17 protein-coding genes are annotated in these 17,828 nt (G+C 42.2%); 11 read left to right on the top strand and 6 right to left on the bottom strand.

All coding sequences use genetic code 11. The features are described 5' to 3' along the window. Positions 1-317: 317 nt before the first annotated feature. On the bottom strand, positions 318-1,208 hold the full coding sequence (locus CSQ79_RS27870; RefSeq protein ID WP_099702177.1) for a calcium-binding protein: 891 nt from the start codon (positions 1,206-1,208) through the stop codon (positions 318-320). A 311-nt stretch (positions 1,209-1,519) separates the two neighbouring features. On the opposite strand from CSQ79_RS27870, the gene CSQ79_RS16075 reads away from it, so the two are divergent. Both CSQ79_RS16075 and CSQ79_RS16070 read left to right on the top strand, forming a co-directional pair. Next, on the top strand, positions 1,520-2,743 hold the full coding sequence (locus tag CSQ79_RS16075) for a sensor histidine kinase (RefSeq protein ID WP_099702176.1): 1,224 nt from the start codon (positions 1,520-1,522) through the stop codon (positions 2,741-2,743). Positions 2,744-2,870: 127 nt separating this feature from the next. Further along, positions 2,871-3,512 carry a response regulator gene (locus CSQ79_RS16070; RefSeq protein WP_099702175.1) on the top strand — a complete coding sequence of 214 codons (642 nt, stop codon included), beginning with the start codon at positions 2,871-2,873 and terminating at the stop codon, positions 3,510-3,512. A 26-nt stretch (positions 3,513-3,538) separates the two neighbouring features. On the opposite strand, the gene CSQ79_RS16065 is transcribed toward CSQ79_RS16070, so the two are convergent. Both CSQ79_RS16065 and CSQ79_RS16060 read right to left on the bottom strand, forming a co-directional pair. Beyond that, positions 3,539-3,985, bottom strand: a complete 447-nt coding sequence (locus tag CSQ79_RS16065) for a cupin domain-containing protein (RefSeq protein ID WP_099702219.1) — start codon at positions 3,983-3,985, stop codon at positions 3,539-3,541. A 152-nt stretch (positions 3,986-4,137) separates the two neighbouring features. Further along, positions 4,138-5,724 (bottom strand): glucose-6-phosphate isomerase, encoded by a 1,587-nt coding sequence (locus tag CSQ79_RS16060; protein WP_099702174.1) that lies wholly within the window; start codon positions 5,722-5,724, stop codon positions 4,138-4,140. A gap of 181 nt (positions 5,725-5,905) precedes the next feature. Here CSQ79_RS16060 and CSQ79_RS16055 point away from each other — a divergent pair, with 181 nt between their 5' ends. Then, entirely contained in the window at positions 5,906-7,063 is a 1,158-nt protein-coding gene (locus CSQ79_RS16055) for a branched-chain amino acid ABC transporter permease (protein WP_099702173.1), read from the top strand. 54 nt (positions 7,064-7,117) lie between these two features. On the opposite strand, the gene CSQ79_RS16050 is transcribed toward CSQ79_RS16055, so the two are convergent. Beyond that, complete coding sequence (locus CSQ79_RS16050) at positions 7,118-8,131, bottom strand: AraC family transcriptional regulator (protein WP_099702172.1); 1,014 nt, start codon at positions 8,129-8,131, stop codon at positions 7,118-7,120. Positions 8,132-8,262: 131 nt separating this feature from the next. Between CSQ79_RS16050 and CSQ79_RS16045 the strand changes: the two genes are divergently transcribed. From CSQ79_RS16045 to CSQ79_RS16025, 5 genes are all read left to right on the top strand, one after another. Continuing rightward, on the top strand, positions 8,263-8,841 hold the full coding sequence (locus tag CSQ79_RS16045; protein WP_099702171.1) for a cupin domain-containing protein: 579 nt from the start codon (positions 8,263-8,265) through the stop codon (positions 8,839-8,841). Positions 8,842-8,866: 25 nt separating this feature from the next. Then, the gene (locus tag CSQ79_RS16040) at positions 8,867-9,604 is read left to right on the top strand and encodes a DUF4386 domain-containing protein (RefSeq protein ID WP_099702170.1); all 738 of its coding nucleotides are present in this window, start codon (positions 8,867-8,869) and stop codon (positions 9,602-9,604) included. Positions 9,605-9,662: 58 nt separating this feature from the next. Continuing rightward, positions 9,663-10,418: an ABC transporter ATP-binding protein gene (locus tag CSQ79_RS16035; RefSeq protein ID WP_099702169.1), complete on the top strand. Its 756-nt coding sequence runs from the start codon at positions 9,663-9,665 to the stop codon at positions 10,416-10,418. A gap of 369 nt (positions 10,419-10,787) precedes the next feature. Beyond that, positions 10,788-12,500, top strand: coding sequence for an iron uptake porin (locus CSQ79_RS16030; RefSeq protein WP_099702218.1), 1,713 nt, complete (start codon positions 10,788-10,790; stop codon positions 12,498-12,500). A 203-nt stretch (positions 12,501-12,703) separates the two neighbouring features. Beyond that, positions 12,704-13,519, top strand: a complete 816-nt coding sequence (locus tag CSQ79_RS16025) for an MBL fold metallo-hydrolase (RefSeq protein WP_099702168.1) — start codon at positions 12,704-12,706, stop codon at positions 13,517-13,519. A 7-nt stretch (positions 13,520-13,526) separates the two neighbouring features. Here CSQ79_RS16025 and CSQ79_RS16020 read toward each other — a convergent pair whose 3' ends face one another. Continuing rightward, on the bottom strand, positions 13,527-14,192 hold the full coding sequence (locus CSQ79_RS16020; RefSeq protein ID WP_502693934.1) for a TetR/AcrR family transcriptional regulator C-terminal domain-containing protein: 666 nt from the start codon (positions 14,190-14,192) through the stop codon (positions 13,527-13,529). A gap of 120 nt (positions 14,193-14,312) precedes the next feature. On the opposite strand from CSQ79_RS16020, the gene CSQ79_RS16015 reads away from it, so the two are divergent. The 3 genes from CSQ79_RS16015 (at position 14,313) to CSQ79_RS16005 (ending at position 16,988) form a co-directional block, all read left to right on the top strand. Continuing rightward, positions 14,313-15,338 (top strand): NAD(P)-dependent alcohol dehydrogenase, encoded by a 1,026-nt coding sequence (locus CSQ79_RS16015; RefSeq protein ID WP_099702167.1) that lies wholly within the window; start codon positions 14,313-14,315, stop codon positions 15,336-15,338. Between the two features lie 91 nt (positions 15,339-15,429). Then, positions 15,430-16,458, top strand: a complete 1,029-nt coding sequence (locus tag CSQ79_RS16010; RefSeq protein ID WP_099702166.1) for a fatty acid desaturase — start codon at positions 15,430-15,432, stop codon at positions 16,456-16,458. A gap of 5 nt (positions 16,459-16,463) precedes the next feature. Then, on the top strand, positions 16,464-16,988 hold the full coding sequence (locus CSQ79_RS16005; protein ID WP_099702165.1) for a GAF domain-containing protein: 525 nt from the start codon (positions 16,464-16,466) through the stop codon (positions 16,986-16,988). Here the strand turns inward: CSQ79_RS16005 and CSQ79_RS16000 are convergent. After that, the gene (locus tag CSQ79_RS16000; protein ID WP_099702164.1) at positions 16,985-17,806 is read right to left on the bottom strand and encodes an ABC transporter ATP-binding protein; all 822 of its coding nucleotides are present in this window, start codon (positions 17,804-17,806) and stop codon (positions 16,985-16,987) included. The genes CSQ79_RS16005 and CSQ79_RS16000 overlap by 4 nt on opposite strands. Positions 17,807-17,828: the final 22 nt, after the last annotated feature.

Genomic DNA, 17,828 nt, shown 5'->3' with positions numbered 1-17,828 from the left:
CCCTAAATTGTTTGTGAAGTCTTTTCTTTGAGACCTTTAGATCCTACCGCCTGCGGCTAACATTGTGCTGGCAATACGCTGGTGTGGTTTGGTGCAAAAAAGAGTTTATAACTTAGATAGGATTGCTCTACTACTTTAACAGCTAGCGACGACTTCAAGAGGAGCGAGGAGTGAGACACCCCCATGCTTAAAAGTGAGGATCTCATTTTAGATACCTTTTCTCCTACTCCACGATTAAAATCGGGGACATCACAATTCTAATTAACAGGGCTAGGTTTTTATATTTTCCCCTCGCTCCTCGCCCCTTCTAACAATTTTTACACCTGAATTGTAAAGTCGCTAACAGTAATTTCTGGGAGTCCTTGCAGTTGGACAAAAGCACCACCTGTACCAAAGCCAGTTTGAACACCGTTTTGGTTGAAGAAGACGCGATCCGAGCCAAGGCTAAAGCTAATTAATGCATCGCTAGTAGCAGCGATCGCATCATTAGCGACAATCTCAATATCATTCACCGTGATATTTCCGAATGTGGTTTGATCCAGAACGATCTTGTCGGTTCCTGTCACAAAGTCACGAATGGTATCAACTCCAAAGTCGCTGCGCTGGAACGACTTACCAGAATCGAATAAGAAGCGATCTGCACCTGCACCGCCTACTAAGACATCATTGCCTTTGCCACCGGAGAGTTGGTCGTTACCTGCACCACCATTGAGAATATCAACTCCATTGCCACCAATCAGCGTGTCATTGCCTGCTAAACCATTCAGCGTATTATTAGCACCATTTCCTCTGATCGCGTTATTGAGTTCGTTGCCGGTACCATTAATCTTGGCAGTGCCTGTCAACGTCAAGTTTTCGACAAAATTACTCAAGGTAAAACCAACCGAAGCCCGAACAGTATCATTGCCACCTTCGATGATGCCACCACTTTCAGGATCAATGACTGAGCCGAAAAACTCAATGACTGTATCACCCACGCTATCGACAATATATGTATCATTGCCAATTCCACCCGTCATTGTATCATTGCCAACACCACCATCTAGGGTATCGTTGCCTGGATCGCCTAGATTCACAATTCCATTCGGTTGATTAATAAACGCTTGGACAACACTGAGGCGATCGTCACCCGCAAGTCCTTGAATCAGGTCATCTCCATTCGACCCAATCAGTGCGTCATTACCAGCAGTTCCTACTACTTGTACCATGATGAGTTATTCCTTAATTTAGATAAATCAAATTGCTTTTCTGGTGCGAGCAGTTAACAAGTGCGTTTGCGTTCTGCTCGATGACCTAATCTTATGCAACTCAACCCTGGCTCAGCGTCTAAAGAAAGTTTGAATTCCACATCAACGAAATCATGACAACAACTCTAACTTTCGTTGACCCGATTACTCTATCTTTTGATCAACATCACGCAACGTCTGCAACCAAAGTTTGAAAAATTCCTTTGCAATCACTCATTCAAGCTTGTTCGCAGTATTAATAAAATAAGCTCTCAACTTTAGCAAGGATACCTATGCTTCTGTCGCCACTCCAACCTACTCCCTTCCGATTCTTGCTCTACACAGAATGGGCGATGCTTGCTAGCTGTACCGCAATGGCGGTGTTTGAAGCATGGGAGCGGCAAAGTATTCCGGTACAGCATCTATTGATCTTAGCTTTGTTGGGGTTGATGGGGTTAATGCTGCCTAGTGGTAGCAATTTCATGCGGTATGTCTACACCGCGATTGAGATTAGTTTGATATTTTGCGGGACAATTTTGGGATACTTGCACATCTTGCCCACGCTGTATGTGATTGTGATGATCCGGAGTTGCTTTTTATTCGAGCCACCAGGACGCTGGATTGTTGCAGGTTTGTCTTTAATTTTGTTTGCAGTACATCAAATGCAATATCTCAGCACGTTTCTGCCTTTGATACTGCCTGATGTTCAGTTACAGCGAATTTTGATGCACCAAATTGCCGAATTTTTGATGTTTGGGCTAGTGCTGTTTTTAGTGTCGCAGTTGGTCAACACTTTGTTAGCAGAGCGCCAAACCCAGCAACAACTGTTACTTGCGCATAAACAACTGCGGCAGTATGCGCTGCAAGTTGAAGACTTAGCAGCAGTACAAGAACGCAATCGCATTGCCCGCGAGATTCACGATGCCTTAGGTCATGCGCTGACAACCTTGAACATTCAACTGCAAACAGTTGCAAAGCTTTGGCAGCGCGATCGCGATCAAGCACAAGCCTTTTTAGAACACGCGCAACGGTTGGGAAAGTTGGCAATGCAAGAGGTGCGTCAATCGGTAAATGCACTGCGGGCAGATGCTCAAGCCGAACCTTCTTTAGAGGCGATCGCTGCTCTTGTGGAAGATTTTCGTCGAAGTACAGGAATCGAGACTGCAAGCAATATTGATGTCAAAGCAGATTTGTCACCTCAAATTGTGAAAACACTTTATCGAGTTATCCAAGAAGCCTTGACTAATATCTGCAAGTATGCACAAGCTACCCAAGTTCAACTTCAACTGCAAGCAACGTCAGATGTGGTACATCTAGCGATCGCAGATAACGGTCAGGGATTCGATGTAACGGCTGATACTAGCGGCTTTGGACTGCAAGGAATACAAGAACGAGTAGCGGCACTAGACGGAGATTTTCGCCTGGAAACAGCCCTTGGTTGTGGTTGTCGCATCATTGTTAGCCTGCCGACACAAGTCGCAGCACAAAATCTTTCCACAAAGGTGACTAGTGACTAATAACACCGTAATAATACTGTTATTCTGATTATTTAACCGGAGATGATATGATTTCAAAATAACAGAAATTACTTAATCAGAAACGTCGCTCGTGTATTAAATTATTAGACGTTTCGGAGCACACTACATGATTCGCCTGCTGTTGGTTGACGATCAGACTCTTATCTGCCAGGGTTTAAAAGCTATGTTAAGCCTAGAGCCAGACTTAGAAGTTGTTGGAATTGCCAACAATGGCAAAGCAGCCCTAGATCAAGTCACTACGCTGCAACCAGATGTTGTGTTAATGGATGTGAAAATGCCTCTTATGGACGGGAGAGAAGCAACCCGCCTCATCTGTCAGGCGTTCCCAAACATTAGTGTATTAGTTTTAACTACCTTTGATGACGATCAGTACATTTCAGATGCTATACGAGCGGGTGCAAAAGGATATCTACTCAAGGATATGCCGTCAGAAGAGTTGGCACAAGCAATTCGTCTCGTTCATCGTGGCTACACGCAACTTGCTCCCAAACTTATAGAGAAGTTGATTGCGGGTATTCCAGCAACTAAGGCTCCTTTAGTACCTAGCCAGCTACAATCTCAGCTAACTCGTCGGGAACAAGAAGTATTGCAGCTAATTGGGCGAGGTTGCACCAATCGTGACATTGCTGAACAGCTTTACATTTCGGAAGGAACCGTTAAAACCCATGTAAATCATTTACTCAATCGCCTTGAGCTGCGCAACCGTGCTCAACTTGCCATTTATGCACATTCTCAATTTCAGTCTTAGCGACCAAATTTTTTTGATCGCTATTACTATGCGATCGCCCGATTAACTTGTGACTCCAACGCCAAAATCGCCCTTACTGTGTCGATCTCATAAGGAAACGGTGGTTTGTGCGGTTGGTAATCTTTTTCAACTGTTGGACGATGACGTAATACCGCATTGACTAATACACAAGGTTCAGATGACAGATTTATTGCTCCATGCAACACTCCAGGAGGAATTTTTACTACCGTAGGTTTGCGATCGCTCAAGGGTATGTATTGATAATGACGATTTACTAACACTACTAGTACAAAACTACCTTTAACAACTAATAGCTGGTCAGTTTGTGTTTTGTGCACAAAAAGATCGTCAATTGTTTTTGGTGGAATTTGCACCAGCATTGTCTCATGGCTCGATTGAGGGGTATAAAACTCAGTCATACCCCCTTTTATTGCTGATAACGGATGAATCTCTACACCCCTGACTGAACTCATATCAGCACCCATAGATTTCAAGACTTACTTTCTAGTCTAAGTCACTTATTTATAAAAAGTTGTTACAAATGAACAAAAAAGACCAAAGTATGGTAAAGACACAAAAATAAGTGTTAGCAAAAAGCTCATTGCTAATTGCTAACTGAAGAGCGCTAATTAATCGTCACAGTTAAACTACTGGGATCGCCGAAATTACCATTTAAGATGACACCACGTTTATTAGCGTGAAGATGACGCAGGATTTTGTAAATTGTCTCAATTTGGTCAGTTGCTTGAGCTTTTTCTGCTAGTTCTGCGATTGAAAGCGATCGACTGTCGTCTTCGAGAACTTGTAATATACGTTTTTGTAAATCCAAGACCGCAGCAGCAGCTTTTTTGCCAGCTTCAACGCCTGGTTGATGATACGCATTAACATTGACGAGAGAACCATACAAACCAACAGCGCGCTCGTACAGTGCAATCAGTGCTCCTACCGTGCGCGGATTAACTTGCGGGATCGTTACAGTAATTGAGTCGCGGTGGTTATCATACAAGGCTTGGCGGGTTCCTTGCAGAAATCCTGATAAGTAATCACCGGATGTTGTTCCTGGTTCTAATTCTGGGGAACCATACTGACGATCTTCTAAAACTTCAATAAAGGTGGCAAAGAAATTCGGTACACCTTCGCGTAACTGCTGCACGTAGGCGTGTTGATCGGTTGATCCCTTGTTGCCATAAACCGCAATTCCTTGATTGACAACATTGCCATCCAAGTCTTTTTCCTTACCCAGCGATTCCATGACTAGCTGTTGCAAGTAGCGGCTAAATAATAGTAAGCTGTCTTTGTAAGGTAGGACTACCATATCTTTTTCACCGCGTCCGTTACCAGCGTAGTACCAACTTAGTGCAAGTAAAGCCGCTGGATTCTGTTTAATATCGGGTACGCGAGTGGCATCATCCATCTCTTTAGCCCCAGCTAGCATTGCCTGAATATCAATTCCCTGTAAGGCAGCAGGTAGCAAGCCAACAGACGACATTTCCGAGGTACGTCCGCCTACCCAGTCGAACATAGGAAAGGTTGCTAACCATTTTTCAGTTTTCGCTAGTTGGTCTAATTTGCTATCAGGAGTGGTAATGGCGATCGCATAGTGAGAAAAATCTAAATTCTGCCCTGCATAAACTCTTTTAACTTCGAGCATTCCATTACGCGGTTCTGGCGTTCCACCTGATTTAGAAATCACAATCACCAATGTACTTGCTAGGCGGTTGCGCAAGCGTGTGAGAACGCGGTCAATTCCTGCAGGATCGCTGTTGTCAATAAAATGAATTCCCAGAGGTGGAAAATCTGGGGCGAGGGCTTCAGCAACAAATTGCGGTCCTAATGCCGAACCACCAATACCAATTGAGAGAATATCGGTAAATCGCGGGGCTTGTGGCGGGTGAATTGCACCGCTAAGAATTTTTTTGGTAAAAGTTTCGATTTGCTCAATCGTTTGCGTAATATCTTGTTTGATTTCTAAAGTTGGGGCAAGATCAGGATTACGCAACCAGTAGTGACCTACCATGCGATCTTCATCAGGATTAGCGATCGCGCCTTCCTCTAAAGCCGCCATATCTTGAAACGCTTTTTCAAACTTGGGTTGTAATTGCGCTACAAAAGCATCATCAAAGCTCATGCGACTGACGTCTAAATAGAATCCCAAACCTTCGTGGTAATAAAGCCAGTCTTGGTAACGTTGCCACAGTGTTGCAGCGTTCATAGAAAATCTCAACTTACTCGTTATCATCACACCAGTTTAATTTAAGTGTTCAACTATAAACGTTCAGCCCTCTACAGTGAGATTATTGATTGTATTCATGCCTAACTCGTAACACATTTGGCTAGCAATGCTGTAAAATTCACCATCAACAAGCATTTTGCACGGGCTGTCACTAAAGTATATGTTCGAGAATTTATCAGGTTGGGTTGGTTATCTGATTTTCTTAATCATCTCGACAGCTATTTTTGCTTTATTTAGTTTAGGCTTAAATTTGCAGTGGGGATTTACTGGGCTGATTAACTTTGGTCATGTCGCATTCATGACGATGGGTGCTTACACAACCGTTTTATTAACCTTGCACGGTGTTCCTTTAATTATAGCCACACTTGCTGGAGCAGGTACTGCCGCACTGCTGGGACTAATTATTGGTTTATCTACGCTGCGTTTGCGCCAAGATTACCTTGCAATTGTCACAATTGGTGTATCTGAACTACTACGATTAGTTGTCAACAATCAAGACTTACCCACTGGAAATGGTTTTACACCAGGTTCATTTGGGTTACAAGGTTATCCTTTACCACTAGCAAGTTTTGACCCGACTTTACTAACAAGATTGGGTATGATTGGGCTGCTAACACTAGTTGTTGGAGTATGTTATTGGCGTTTGTGGAAGTGGGTAGGAAAGGGGCGCAGAAGTACCTTTGTACAGAAAAAGTTAAAAGAAAAAGAATTTTCTATCTCGCGTTTGATGTTGGGAATTTTGGCGGTGGGGTTGATTTTAGTGTTGTATCTTGCGGGTACGATCGCGCTGTATAACTACACGAACTATGCAAATGCTGGGTTGATGCTAATATCGGTTGTGATTTTAGCGTTGGTGTTTTGGCGACTAGAAGTGCTAGTGCGATCGCCTTGGGGAAGAGTATTAAAAGCTATTAGAGAAGATGAGGATGTGGCGACAGCGTTAGGAAAAAACGTATTTTGGTACAAGTTGCAAGCATTGATGTTAGGAGGGGCGATCGCCGGAGTTTCGGGTGCATTGTTAGCATGGCAATTAACAACGATTTACCCTGATAATTTTCAACCACAGATTACCTTTGATGCTTGGACAATGGTTATTTTAGGTGGTGCGGGCAACAATGTAGGTACGCTACTAGGTGCGGTGATTTACTGGGCATATGATGCAATTACACGCTTTGCTTTACCCGCAATTTTTCCTTTGGATGAAGCGCGCTTAGGTGCATTTCGGATTATGGTGATTGGTTTAATTTTGATGTTACTGATGCTGTGGCGTCCGCAGGGAATTTTGGGTAAGAAAGAGGAATTGACGTTAGGGAAATAAAAGCGGAGTAATAGATATTATGTCCAATTTCCAGCCTTGAATTTACGTTGATTTTTACCCATTTAATTTATATTCCCTAGGGGTTTTTCCTGTCCAACGCTTGAAGGCGCGATGAAATGCACTCGGTTCTGAAAAACCTAGCAGAAATACAATATCGTGAATCATCACATCTTGTTTTTTGAGATACCGCATTGCCAACTCTTTGCGAGTTTCGTCGAGTAGTTGTTGGTAAGAAGTACCTTCTGAGTGAAGTTCGCGTTGTAAGTTACGGACACTCATTGCTAAGCTACGGGCGATCGCCTCAAGTGAAGGAACTTCACCTTGCAAGCAGTGAGTAATTTCACGAACTACTTGTTGAGTATAAATATTCTTTTGATTAATAGTATCAAGCATCACTGTAGCGTGTTCCTCAAATGTAGATAAAAGTAATGAATTAGATGATAAAACGGGCAAATTTAAGTAAGCTGCATCAAAGATTAAGCGATTTACTGACTGGGAAAATAAAATAGGCGATTGAAATATTCGTTGGTGTTCAGTGATGTCTGCGGGCTGAGGATATTGAAACCAAACTTCGTGTAGATGTAAAGAGTAACCTGTGAGAGTTTTAGCTGCTGTAAGTAATGCTGAAAAGTTGACTTCAATTGGTTGTCGGGGTTCTTCTAGGAGGTAGTTTTTCCAATCGCTTATGACATGATATTCAAATAAAACTTGTGTTTGCAAAACAGTAAAATTAATCTCAACTCCTTGACTGATAAGACACAGATAACGGGAAAGCTTATTAAGGACTTGTCCAAAAGTTTGGCAATTGAATAACACATAACCCAAAATACCGATCGCTGCTAGATTGAATTTCTCACCAATGTGTAAACCAATATTTTGATCGCCAGTCTGCTGAACTAGTTCGCGCCACAATGTCTGATCGACTTCTCCTGTAACATAGGCATCAGGCATTTCTAAAAGACTTGGCTTGATACCAATCGCCGCACATAAACTTTGGGGATCGATACCACAGGCGGCTGCATACTGAATTGAATTGCGAATGAGCAATACTGAAATTGCCTGTTTCATAAAAATCAAAAACGGCAGATGCGGTCAATTTTATGGCGTTAGCGGTCAACTTCTCTTTCAATTAACCGAATATCTTTAAATTGTTGGTCAAAACGTTCCAACTTGAAATTGACAACAGGAAATTTTAAAACATGACATCAACACTTCAATCTCAGCAAGCATCCACAATGCTTAATTCTATAACAGGCGATCGCATGACAATCTTTTGTACTACTCAAGATAGTGATGGCAAGTCTTTCAAAGCTCAATACGTTCTTCCACCCAAAGCCAACGGCAGCCCTTTACACTACCACAACTCTATTACTGAAACATTTGAAGTTTTGAGTGGTTCTTTAGAAATGGAATTGGGAACGAAAGGCAATATTAAGATCCTCCAACCTGGAGAAATTGTCTGTGTACCTGCGGGAATGCCACATAGTTTTCGCAATTCTGCAAACAATGAAGTGATATTTGTTTCAGAGGTACTGCCACCACGACAATTTGAGCAGTTTATTCGCGCAATGTACGGTCTTGCCAATGATGGCAGAGTAAATCAAGCAGGAATGCCAACAAATATATTACATCTTGCTGTAATTATGCAAAAAGCCGATCTTGTTCTTGTTGCACCACCGTTATTCATGTTGGTGCAGAAGTTGATTATTGCAAGTTTAGCACGGTTAGCTTACCTGCTGGGAGTAGAGCGATCGCTAATCAAGTATTGGTCAAATTAATTTCCAAAACAGTGAGGTAAATGTGATGAACCGTTTACAGCTTGTGCGGATAACAGGTATTTTATTAATTCTTTTTGCAGTTTTGCTGAATGTACCCTACTACTTATTAGCGCAAACTTTTGAGTATGACGATATCTTACGTCAACCGACAGCTAAGGTTTTAACAAGCTTTCATGCAGGTGGTACAAAATTAATCTTAACTTGGTTTGCCTTTGCGCTTTTGGCACTACTGTTTATCCCCACCAGTGTTTTACTACACCAGGTTTTAAGACGAAAAGACACTCCTTATCTTGCTGCTATCACTTTGATGGGAGTGCTTTCAGCACTGTTACAATCGATTGGACTTATGCGCTGGGTGTTTGTGATTCCGATTTTGGCTAACCTATATGTCGATCCCGATGCTAGTACAACAACTCGGGAAACGGTTACAGTCGTCTATCAAGCAGTTCATCAATATGGCGGTGTTGTTATTGGCGAACAACTCGGACAATTTTTGCTTGCTTTTTGGACATTAGGAGTAGGTTTTGTCATGCTTAAGTCTGCGTTGTTCAAATCTTGGGTAGCTTGGCTGGGTATTTTTACAGTACCTTTGTGGATTCTGGGACAAAGTGAGTTGCTAGCAACGGTGATGCCATCAATGCCTACTTGGGAAGTGACACCTATTGGTTTTACAATTTGGGGGGTTTGGTTATTTGTTGTGGGAATATTTTTGCTAGGTGCAACTTATGGTAAAGGTCGGAGGTTGGGGTTAAAGGTTGGTTGAAGCATTGATCGTGATTGGAACTTTACTCTTCTAAAAAGTACAGCAGTAAATTGAGTTTATGGATTTGCTAGCAGCGAGTGGTTTAGTGAAAAGCTTTGGTGGCATTAAGGCAGTTGACAATGCCGAAATTAGTGTAGCACCAGGTAGTATTACAGGTTTAATTGGTCCTAATGGTGCAGGGAAAACCACTTTATTTAATCTATTGTCAAACTTTATTCGCCTAGATCAAGGTCGCGTGATTTTTGATGGCAAACCGATTCAGGATTTACAGACTCACAAAATTGCGCAACAAGGAATGGTACGGACGTTTCAAGTAGCTCGCACTCTATCACGGTTATCGGTGATGGATAATATGCTACTAGCAGCACAATCCCAAATTGGGGAAAACTTTTGGCAAGTACAGTTGCAACCTTACATAGTTAAGAAACAAGAACGTCAACTGCAACAACAAGCAATGTTGCTTTTAGAATCTGTTGGGCTAGCACATATGGCATATGAGTATGCAGGGGCGCTATCAGGGGGACAGCGAAAGCTACTGGAAATGGCGCGGGCGTTGATGACAAAACCTAAGTTGATTTTACTCGATGAACCTGCTGCGGGCGTCAATCCCACTTTGATTAATCAAATCTGCGATCGCATTCTCACTTGGAATCAGGAAGGTATGACGTTTTTGATTATTGAACACAATATGGACGTCATTATGTCACTGTGCGATCGCGTTTGGGTATTAGCTGAAGGTCGCAATCTTGCTGTTGGTACTCCAAGTGAAATTCAAAACAACCCTGAAGTTTTAACTGCTTATTTGGGACAGTAGCTAGTCTTTTTACATTATTAGTTTAAACACTTATGAATATGGTTTTTGAATAAAGACTGTTTATCTCAATTTTACTTTTGACTATCCCAATCTATTTGTGCTAAATATTTGAGTAAAAGTTTACCAAAATTGCCACTTTATTGTGTAATTATTGAGGTTTAATCAATATTTTATCGTTCTTTAGACACACAGCAAACCCTGAGTAAACACTAACTAGTTCTTGATCAAGAATTACATTAAATACAAAGATATAACCCCATATTTTTCTAATTCTTTAGTATTAATTAATACATTTATTTAATGTACAAATGTATATTTTTAAAAATATATAAGTCTAGGACAAAGTTTAATTGAATGTGGGGAGAATCTGTGTCTAAAGTGGTACGTAAAACAGCGAGTTATAGTGTAGTTTTAATTAATTTTTTATTGTATCAAATTGCTGATGTTGCGATCGCCTCAGAAGCTAATCAAGCAAACAACATCGTATCTCAATCACTAAGATCTGAAGTTACGCCATCAGAAATGACACAACTAACGTCGGTTTCGCAACTATCTGACGTACAGCCAACAGATTGGGCGTTTCAAGCTTTACAGTCATTAGTAGAGCGCTATGGTTGCATTGCTGGATATCCTGATAGTACATACCGTGGTAATCGCGCACTCACAAGATATGAATTTGCTGCTGGCTTAAATGCGTGTCTAGATCGCGTTAACGAATTGATCGCCGCAGCAACAAGCGGTTTGAGTCGAGAAGATCTAGCTATTTTGCAAAGATTACAGGAAGAGTTTGCAGCTGAACTTGCTAGCTTACGCGGGAGAGTTGATGCTTTAGAAGCACAAACAGCAGAACTTGAAGCAAATCAATTTTCTACGACAACGAAACTTGCAGGAGAAGTCATTACCTATCTTGGTGATGCCTTTGGTGACACTGCGGGTGACATTAATAATACAACTCTCGGTTATCGCGTTCGCTTGAATTTTGACACGAGTTTTACTGGACAAGATCGCCTGAGAACTCGCGTGCAAGCAACAAATTTAAGACTCTTTGACACTGGGGCTACTTTTGGTGGTAGTCAAGGAACCCGCGAGGGACAAGATGCCACAATTGTAGAAGATTTTATCGGGTTTGGCGTCACAGGTGAAACGCGCGTCGCTCCTAGTAGTATTGCCCAAAGTGGTGAAGTACTTGCGACTCAATTACAGTATCAGTTTCCGCTAGGCGATCGCTTCCGCGTCTACTTAGAAGCAGGTGGTACCGATCCTACTTTTATTACCGATCCGATTAGTCCGTTTGTCGATACTGCAACAGGTGCGGTTTCTAACTTTGGGCAAGTTAACCCCATGTATTTCCCCATCGGAAACCAAGCCGGTATTGGGGCAAATTTTTTAGTCACTCCAGAACTTAGCTTAGATTTTGGTTACTTAGGGGGACTCGATACAGCCAATAACCCTGGTGAAGATACAGGATTGTTCAATGGCGATTATAGTGCGTTTACACAGTTAGTCTACAACAATGATCGCTTCAAAGTCGGTTTATTCTATCTCAATGCTTACTCAGGTAGTTTTGGTGTTGACACGCTTGCAGGTAGTAATCCGGCTAAAGTGATTGTTGTCAATGATGTTAATAATCCAGAAAATAATTTTAGTAATCCAGTCGTTGCTAATACTTATGCTGCACAACTGAATTTCCGAGTTTTTGATGGCTTTGAATTGGGTGGATGGGTAGGTTACACTGCGGCGCGTGCGGTTGGTGAAATCAAAGGCGATGCAGATATCTGGAATTATGCGGTAACGTTGCACTTTCCTGACTTATTCCGCGAAGGAAACGCAGGTGGTATTGTCGTCGGTATGCAACCACGCTTGACAGGGACAAGTAATGCAATTTTAGCCTCAGCAATTGGCTTACCCGATGGACAACGCAGCGATCGCGACACAGGTTTACATCTCGAAGCTTTTTACCGCTATCAGTTGACTGATAATGTCTCTATTACTCCTGGTGTCTTTTGGTTAACCGCACCAAATCATGATGCGCGTAACTCTGATGTTGTTATTGGCGTGATTAGAACCTCGTTTATCTTTTAAACTTTTTGTTGAAAGCTAACTAGTAATGGGGAACGTGGTAATGATAGCCCTAGTCAATAGAGTTAGGACATTATAGAAGCTCATGGTGATTTCCCTAACTAAAGTTTAACCCTGAACCGTAGGTCTGCGCTTCGGCGCGTCTTGTGACCTCTGCTATAAAATAATTGCCGATCCCCACTACGTTACTACTCAAGAAAAATCCTGTGAATCCAAAACAAATATGCGATAGTTGGTTTGCAACGCACAAGATTAGCGATCTCCTGTATCGGATTAACGAAATTCACTACTGGGAGTGGAATCGAGCAAATATCTGGTTAATTAAAGGAAAAACGCAAGATTTACTGATTGATACAGGTTTAGGCGTTGCTAGTCTGCGTCAGTATATTGCCAGTTTAATCGATAAACCACTCCTGGCGATCGCTTCCCACGTCCACTTCGATCACGCGGGGGGAATTCATGAATTTGACAATATTGCCATTCATACCGCTGAAGCTGAAGCTTTACGTCATGGAGATTGTCACGCAGCTTTGTGCAATCCTGAATCAGGTTGGCTACTCGACGAACACTTTTCGCAACTTCCTTACACTGGTTTCACTGCGACACAATACACTTTTCAAGCCGCAGAACCAACACAATTACTGCAAGAAGGCGACGTCATTGATTTAGGCGATCGCGCTTTTGAAATTCTACATCTTCCTGGACATTCTCCTGGATGCATTGCCTTGTACGATCCATTTAGCCAAGAAATTTTTTCTGGCGATATAGTTTACGACGGTGACTTACTCGATCAACTTCCTGGTAGCGACATTTCCACCTACATCGCGTCCTACGAACGCTTACAGCATTTACCCGTCGAAATCGTTTACCCTGGACACTATCACATGTTTGGACAACAAAGAATGCAAGAACTCATTGCAGATTATCTTGAAGCCAAACGTCAACCTGGTTGCCCTTCAAAAAATTTTAGTCTCAATACTCAAGAAATCGTTAAGCAACACACGCACAGAAGTGGTAGCTAAACACTAATTAAACCTGTTCTCGAAACTGATCCAGACCATTGAGGATCAATTCAAGTCCGAACTCAAAGTCATGAATACCGTCATAACGACCTTCAATGACGTGATGCGTCAGCTGATTGAGGTAAGGGTACTGATCCGCAGGGATGAATGAAACAAAGTTTTTCGCGACCTCTGCATACTCCGTCGTTGCGAGGGGAAAGTTCAGTTCCTGAAGCGTAAATCCATAAATATGGCTATCGATCGCATTCCACGCCCGATCTGCCATCTCAAACGAAAAGCCTGCTTTGTGTAGACAGCCCAACGTCGCATCTACATAGCGCAACATCGCTGAACCTGTATTCATCTGTGACATTAACGCCATCGTTGCCCAGGGATGACGCAACAGCACTTCGTGAGCCGAGATCGCCCGTCGCCGCATTGCTGTTTTCCAGTCAGTTTCAAGGCTAGGCACTTCAATTTCGCTCACTACAATATCAACTATGCCACATAAGATATCGTCCTTATTGGTCACGTGATTATACAGTGACATCGCCTTGACGCCCAATTTCTGAGCCAGCTTCCGCATAGAGAGTGATTCAACGCCTTCCTCGTCAGCTAGGCGCATAGCCGCGTACAGTACTTTTTCCCGATTTAGTGAGGTTGGGGGAGGTGTATGAGAGTTTTTTTTAGCCATCTAATCGAATCAATTCTTAACGCACAGAACAAGCAAATTCTAGGGTTTGAGTTTGCTTTTCATCTTGACAAACTTACGGCGTAAGTTAAACTTACAGTGTAAGTCAGAATGTTGAAGGTCATGAAAACATCGAGTACCCCCATCCCCGTACCAGGGGACAACAAAAATGACAAAATGAAAGCGATCGTCCTCACCAAATACGGTTCACCAGATGTGTTGAGTCTGCAAGAAGTTGACAAGCCGGTTGTGCCAGACAATGGCGTACTGGTGCGGGTTCATGCTGCGTCTGTCAATGCTGGTGACTGGCATCTGATGCGAGGAACTCCATTCTTCATGCGTTTGATGTTTGGGGGAGTCCTCAAGCCAAAAATCAAGATCATCGGTTTTGATATAGCAGGACAAGTTGAAGCCGTTGGTAAAGATGTCACGCAGTTTAAGCCTGGTGATGAAGTCTTTGGAGACTTGTCTGAGTGTGGTTTCGGTGCCTTTGCCGAGTACGTTTGTGCAACAGAAACTGCATTAGTGCTAAAGCCGAGTGCCACGACATTTGAAGCAGCTGCAACTGTTCCTGGGGCAGCCCTTACCGCTTTGCAGGGTTTGCGAGATGTAGGTGAGATTCAGTCAGGGCAGAAAGTGTTGATCGCTGGTGCATCCGGCGGTGTGGGTTCTTTCGCAGTGCAGATTGCTAAGGCATTTGGTGCTGAGGTGACTGCTGTATGCAGCGCAAAAAAAATGGATATGGTGCGATCGCTGGGCGCAGATCTCGTGATTGACTACACTCAAACAGATGTCACCCAAAATGAGCAGCGTTATGATTTAATATTTGATGCAGCAGCGTACCGTTCAGTTTTTGACTATTTGCCAATATTGACTCCTGAGGGAACCTACGTCATGGTTGGCGGATCTATCGCTCGATTTTTCCAAGTAATGCTTCTTGGATCTGGGATTTCGAGAATCAGCCGCCGCAAGGTAAAATGTCTAGCTGTAAAACCTAATCAAAAGGATCTCGTCACATTGAGAGAGTTGATGGTAGCAGGCAAGATCGTCCCCTTTATCGATCGATACTACGACTTGAGTGAAGTCCCTGCCGCAATTCGCCACCTTGAACAGAGACAAGTGATGGGAAAAGTTGCTATTCGTGTTTGATATGCAGCTTATTAGTTTGTATTTCTCATTACAAAACAAAATTCTCTCTCACTTATACTTGTTATAATATGTACAAGTCACGTGCCTTGTTATGGGATCTACCATTCCAGCCAAAGCAAAATCAGTTGACACCTCTTACTATTTGCATCATAAAAAGCATCTGTGGAATGCGATCGCAATTACTTATGCTTTAGGTGGCTACGGTAGTGCGATCGCGCTGTTCCTTGCAAATTTTTGGCTCAATGCCTTAGGAGTTATACTACTTACCCATAGCCTGATTATTTCAGCATATCTCTCTCATGAGTTTATGCACGGCACAATCTTTACTGAGCGCAAGTGGAACGCCATAGGTGGTAATATCATGCTTTGGCTTAATGGTGGCTGCTATGCTCGATTCAAAGATTTAACTCAAGATCATATTGCTCATCACATTAATCGCGTAGACTTTGCCTCTTTTGATTTGCCAAGCTGGATGCATCAACTTCCTGCACCTATCCGCCGTGTAACTTTAGCCTTGGAATGGTTGCATTTTCCGATTGTTTCCTTTATCTTCCAATGGCGCAGTATTTTAGCCCCTTTTTGGGAACCCCGACGACAAGATGAACAAAAACGTGTCGTTACGATACTTATTTTACGCAGCTTGCTATTAATAGCATTAGCCTTGCTTTCTCTTAAAGCTGTGGCACTTTATTTTCTCAGTTATGTTGGGATGATTACTGTGCTGCGATTTGTTGATGCTTTTCAACACACTTATGAAGCTATTCCTGTGGGTTCGCCGTTACCGAAACGCGATTATATCTACGAACAAACCAATACATTTTCTAACGTGATTTCGCAGCATTATTGGTGGTTGAATTTACTACTTTTAAACTTTGGTTATCATAATGCCCATCACGAATTGATGAAATGTCCTTGGCATAGTTTACACGAACTCGACCGCGAGGTTTTTACAGGAGAGGAAGTTCATTACGTTACGCTACCTGAATTGCTAGGAAACTACCATCGCTTCCGCATTACTCGCCTTTTTTCAGATCAAGGTACTGCAATTGATAGTCAAGGTAACTTGCAATTAGAGACATTTTATGGTGCGATCGGTGTGTCATTCTTAGTGAAGTTTTAATTTTAATGCAGTTACCTGAAGTTTTAGAAGACATTTTTGCGACTCATAGCGAACCTGATGCCATTTTTAAGGCATTATTACCCGCATTGTGTGATGTATTGCAAACAGATCGCTGCTTTTTATATCTGCGCAATCCTCATAATCAAAAGGGGAAAGTCGCTTATTGTTGGCGACGTAGTACGGAAATTCCTGATGTGATTGATTCTGAGTGGAGTCAAGAACCAGAATCATTAGCCGCAGAAGATCCCTTATTTTCAGCAGCATTACAAGCTAAGCCTTCGGTTTATGTAGAAGATGTAGAAACGGCAAATCCTGAAGTTGTTAACTTAGCTTTTGAACGCAAACATTTCGGACATCGTGCTTTGATTCACGCGCATCTGTGTCAAGATAATTTGATGTGGGGAATTTTACAGCCGTGTATTTTTGGTCAACCTAGAGAGTGGAGTGAAAGCGATCGCGCGATCGTGACAGAATTAGAACAACGGTTAACACCACTTGCGATTACTTATGTCAAAAGTATGGGAATTTAACAATCTCGTAAACAATGCATAACTTTGCGCTTAATGGCTGTAAATTCGGGCGTTAATTTAATTTCAACATCGCGATCTTGTGGTAAATCTATCGCAATTTCTTGCTTAATTTCTCCTGGATTAGAACTCATCACAAAAACGCGCTGCGATAAAAAGACAGCCTCTTCTACATCGTGAGTAATCATCCAAATTGTTGTCTGAGTTTGTTGCCACAAATTCAGTAAAAACTGTTGCATTTGCTCTTTTGTTTGAGCATCTAAAGCCCCAAAAGGTTCATCCATTAATAATACATCAGGTTCATTTGCTAAAGCACGGGCTATCGCAACTCTTTGTTTCATTCCCCCTGATAGTTGTTTAGGGTAAGCTTTGGCAAACTGAGTTAATCCGACAACTTCTAAAAAGTAAGCAATACGTTCTTTGCGTTGTTTGGCAGAAAGCGATCGCAGTCGCGAACCAAAACTAATATTTCCGGCAACAGTTAACCAAGGATATAAAGTATAGTTTTGAAATACCATACCGCGATCGGGTCCTGGACCAAGGACAACTTCGCCATCAACTTTTACTTCTCCTGATGTTGGTGGTAGCAATCCTGCAATGATATTAATTAATGTCGATTTACCACAGCCGGAAGCACCCACAACACACACAAACTCACTAGGGTATAACTGAAAATTAATATTTTGTAAAACTACTAATTGTTTACGTTGAGTTGTAAAGCTTTTATTTAAGTTACAAACTTCTAGCTTAGGGTATTCTTGATAACGATTATTAATTTGTAAACTTTGTGTTTTAAGATTTTTCCGTGAGCTTTGAATCATTACATTTTTATGAGCAATGGCT

This window comes from Gloeocapsopsis sp. IPPAS B-1203, from assembly GCF_002749975.1.
Lineage (GTDB): Bacteria > Cyanobacteriota > Cyanobacteriia > Cyanobacteriales > Chroococcidiopsidaceae > Gloeocapsopsis.
The sequence above is the reverse complement of the archived record's forward strand: the minus strand, read 5'-3'. Positions and strand labels throughout refer to the sequence as shown.